The following is a 3,808-nucleotide window of genomic DNA, read 5'->3' as shown; positions in this document are numbered from 1 at the left end:
CCCAACCGCATCGGCCAGGGCATCGAGTTCGACTACTCCTGCGTCCACGCCGCCCTGGAACTCTCGCGCATCGGGTACGAGACCGTCATGGTCAACTGCAACCCGGAGACCGTCTCCACCGACTACGACACCGCCGACCGCCTCTACTTCGAGCCGCTGACGTTCGAGGACGTCATGGAGATCTACCACGCGGAGTCTGAGTCCGGCACCGTCGCCGGTGTCGTCGTCCAGCTCGGCGGCCAGACCCCGCTGGGCCTGGCACAGCAGCTTGCCGACGCCGGCGTCCCCGTCGTCGGCACCTCGCCCGAGGCCATCGACCTGGCCGAGGACCGCGGCGAGTTCGGCGAGGTCCTGCGGCAGGCGCAGCTCCCGGCCCCGGCCTTCGGCACCGCCACCTCCTTCGAGGAGGCCCGTAAGGTGGCCAACGAGATCGGCTACCCGGTCCTGGTCCGCCCGTCGTATGTCCTCGGTGGCCGCGGCATGGAGATCGTCTACGACGAGGCCTCCCTGGCCGACTACATCGAGCGCGCGACCGAGCTGTCCCCGGACCACCCGGTGCTCGTCGACCGCTTCCTCGACTCCGCCATCGAGATCGACGTCGACGCCCTGTGCGACGGCGAGGAGGTCTACCTGGCCGGCGTCATGGAGCACATCGAGGAGGCCGGCATCCACTCCGGTGACTCCGCCTGCGCCCTGCCGCCGATGACCCTGGGTGCCGAGGACATCGAGAAGGTCCGCCAGTCGACGAAGGCACTCGCCCACGGCATCGGTGTGCGCGGGCTCATGAACGTCCAGTTCGCCCTCAAGGACGACATCCTCTACGTCATCGAGGCCAACCCGCGTGCCTCGCGCACCGTGCCGTTCGTGTCCAAGGCGACCGGCGTACACCTGGCCAAGGCCGCCTCCCGCATCATGCTCGGCGCCACCCTGGCCGAGCTGCGCGAGGAGGGCATGATCCCCACCGACTACGACGGTGGCTCCCTGCCGTTGGATCACCCCATCGCCGTGAAGGAGGCCGTGCTGCCGTTCAACCGCTTCCGCCGCGAGGACGGCACGATGCTGGACACCCTGTTGTCCCCGGAGATGAAGTCCACCGGCGAGGTCATGGGCCTGGCCGGCAACTTCGGCGCCGCCTACGCCAAGGCCGAGGCCGCCGCCTTCGGCCAGCTGCCCACCGAGGGGCGCGTGTTCGTCTCCGTGGCCAACCGCGACAAGCGCACGCTCATCTTCCCGATCCAGCGCCTGGCCTCCCTGGGCTTCACCCTGCTGGCCACCGAGGGCACCGCCGCCATGCTGCGCCGCAACGGCATCGAGTGCGAGACCGTCCTCAAGGCCTCCGCCGTGCGGGAGGGCGCTGAAGGCCGCTCCATCGTCGACCTCATCCTCGACGGCGACGTGGACCTGATCCTCAACACCCCGGCCGGGTCCTCCGGGGCGCGCCACGACGGCTACGACATCCGCGCGGCCGCCGTGTCCGCGTCTGTCCCGCTGGTGACCACCGTCCAGGGCATCACCGCGGCCGTCCAGGGTATCGAGGCCCTGCGCGCCGGCAACCTCGAGGTCCGCGCCCTGCAGGAGCTCGAGCACTGATGACCTTCGGTTCCCGGCTTATCGACGCCGCCGCCACCCGCGGGCGCCTGTGCGTCGGCATCGACCCGCACGCCTCGCTGTTGGAGGCGTGGGGGCTGGAGGACTCCGTTGTGGGCCTGGCGGAGTTCTCCCGCCGGTGCGTGGAGGCCTTCGCCGATACGGCGGCGCTGGTCAAGCCGCAGGTGGCGTTCTACGAGCGCTACGGCTCCGCCGGTTTCCGGGTTCTGGAGGCCACCCTGGCGGCGCTGCGGGAGGCCGGGTGCCTCACCGTCGCCGACGCCAAGCGTGGTGACATCGGCTCGACCATGGCCGGCTACGCCGACGCCTGGTTGGGCGACGACTCCCCGCTGCGTGCAGACGCCGTCACCGTCTCCCCCTACCTCGGCGTCGGGGCCCTGGCCCCAGTCCTCGACCTGGCCGAGGAGACCGGTCGGGGAGTGTTCGTGCTCGCCGCCACCTCCAACCCGGAGGCCGTCGTCCTGCAGAACCACCGCGGCGCGGACGGGCGCACGATCGCTCAGCAGGTCGTCGACGAATGCGCGCGTCGTAACGCGGTCCACGACGGTCCGGGCAACCTCGGTGTCGTCGTGGGAGCCACCCTCGACGACGCGCCGGATCTCTCCCGCCTCAACGGCCCGGTCCTCATGCCGGGAGTGGGCGCCCAGGGTGGATCGGCGCAGGATGTGGCCCGGATTGCCGGGGGCGTCGAAAAGCTCGCCTTCCCGAACATCTCCCGCGCCGTACTCGGTGCAGGACCCCGTATCGCGGACCTGCGCGCCGCCACCATCAAGGCTGCCAGCGAGTTCCCCGGCCACTAGCGCCCACGACCTGGTACTTTGTATCCCATGCACTCGGAGACGTTCCTGAAGGGGCACGTCAACGGGCGCATGGGCGGTCCGGTGCTAAACTGGTCCGAAGTCAGCGAGTTTCATGCGTGGGATTTGCGATGTTTCCCCGCTGACCGTTGAGATCTGGTACTCATGTATCCGAACAAACAGAACTATCCCCCCATCGAATCGGAGGAAACCCCGTGGCCCTTCCCCAGTTGACTGACGAGCAGCGCAAGCAGGCACTCGCTAAGGCCGCTGAGGCCCGCAAGGCACGTGCCGAGCTCAAGGAGCAGCTCAAGCGCGGCGACACCAACCTCAAGGAGGTCCTGGACCAGGCTCAGGACAACGAGATCATCGGCAAGACCAAGGTCTCTGCCCTGCTCGAGGCTCTGCCGAAGGTCGGTAAGGTCAAGGCCAAGGAGATCATGGAGCAGCTGGAGATCGCCCAGACCCGCCGTCTGCGTGGCCTCGGTGACCGCCAGCGTCGCGCCCTGCTGGAGCGCTTCGGCTTCTCCGAGGACTAGCAGATGCCCGGCGAGAACCCCGCAGGTCGACTGGTCGTTCTGGCCGGCCCCTCTGCGGTGGGCAAATCCACAGTGGTTCATCGCCTGCGCAGCGACGTCGACCGTCTGTACTTCAGCGTGTCGATGACCACCCGCGCTCCCCGTCCCGGTGAAGTCGACGGAGAAGACTACTTCTTCGTCACCGCGGACCAGTTCCAGGAGAACATCGACCGTGGAATGATGCTCGAATGGGCGGACATTCACGGCGGGATCCAGCGCTCCGGCACCCCGGCCGCCCCCGTGCAGGAGGCACTCGCCGAGGGACGCCCGGTGCTCGTCGAGGTTGACCTCGAGGGCGCGCGCAACGTCAAGCAGATGATGCCGGAGGCCCACCTGGTCTTCTTGGCACCACCATCCTGGGACATTCTCGTGCAGCGGCTCACCGGCCGCGGGACGGAGCCCGAGGATGTCATCAACCGTCGCCTGGAGACCGCTCGTGAAGAGCTGGCCTGCCAGGACGAGTTCGATCACATCGTGGTCAACGAGCAGGTCGATGAGGCTGTTCAGGCGATCAGTGATATCCTGCACGGCAGGCTTTAACTCTCAACCGAAGAAAAAGGTGTACGTGAACAACGAAGCGTCCAACTCCGCCACCTCGACGGCCGTCTACGACGCACCGGAGGGCATTACCGCTCCTCCGATCGACGAGCTGCTGGACAAGGTGTCGTCCAAGTACGCGCTGGTGATCTTCGCGGCCAAGCGTGCCCGCCAGATCAACAGCTACTACCAGCAGCACGACGAGGGCGTCTTCGAGTTCGTCGGTCCGCTGGTGACCCCGGAGCCCGGTGAAAAGCCGCTCTCCATCGCTCTGCGCGAGATCGACGC

Annotated in this window: 5 protein-coding genes; all 5 read left to right on the top strand. The window is 67.9% G+C overall.

Annotation, left to right across the window (positions count from 1 at the left end; translation table 11 throughout):
* Positions 1–1,590 (top strand): carbamoyl-phosphate synthase large subunit (gene carB / locus Q4F73_RS11895; protein ID WP_303359555.1); only part of this gene is annotated, 1,590 nt, incomplete at its 5' end.
* The gene (gene pyrF, locus Q4F73_RS11890) at positions 1,590–2,408 is read left to right on the top strand and encodes an orotidine-5'-phosphate decarboxylase (protein WP_303359554.1); all 819 of its coding nucleotides are present in this window, start codon (positions 1,590–1,592) and stop codon (positions 2,406–2,408) included. The genes carB and pyrF, both read left to right, overlap by 1 nt.
* A gap of 212 nt (positions 2,409–2,620) precedes the next feature.
* Positions 2,621–2,944, top strand: coding sequence for an integration host factor, actinobacterial type (mihF, locus tag Q4F73_RS11885; RefSeq protein ID WP_042621502.1), 324 nt, complete (start codon positions 2,621–2,623; stop codon positions 2,942–2,944).
* Positions 2,945–2,947: 3 nt separating this feature from the next.
* Positions 2,948–3,523, top strand: a complete 576-nt coding sequence (gene gmk / locus Q4F73_RS11880) for a guanylate kinase (RefSeq protein ID WP_303359553.1) — start codon at positions 2,948–2,950, stop codon at positions 3,521–3,523.
* Between the two features lie 25 nt (positions 3,524–3,548).
* On the top strand, positions 3,549–3,808 hold a 260-nt coding region (rpoZ, locus tag Q4F73_RS11875), incomplete at its 3' end, for a DNA-directed RNA polymerase subunit omega (protein WP_303359552.1).

Source organism: Corynebacterium sp. (assembly GCF_030535495.1).
Lineage (GTDB): Bacteria > Actinomycetota > Actinomycetes > Mycobacteriales > Mycobacteriaceae > Corynebacterium.
Note: the sequence above shows the minus strand (reverse complement) of the source record. Positions and strands in the feature narration are given on the sequence as shown.

What these genes read in the sequence shown, in the direction of transcription:
- pyrF (WP_303359554.1), top strand. Translation starts at nt 1,590, where the DNA reads ATGACCTTCGGTTCCCGGCTTATCGACGCCGCCGCCACCCGCGGGCGC.
- gmk (WP_303359553.1), top strand. Translation starts at nt 2,948, where the DNA reads ATGCCCGGCGAGAACCCCGCAGGTCGACTGGTCGTTCTGGCCGGCCCC.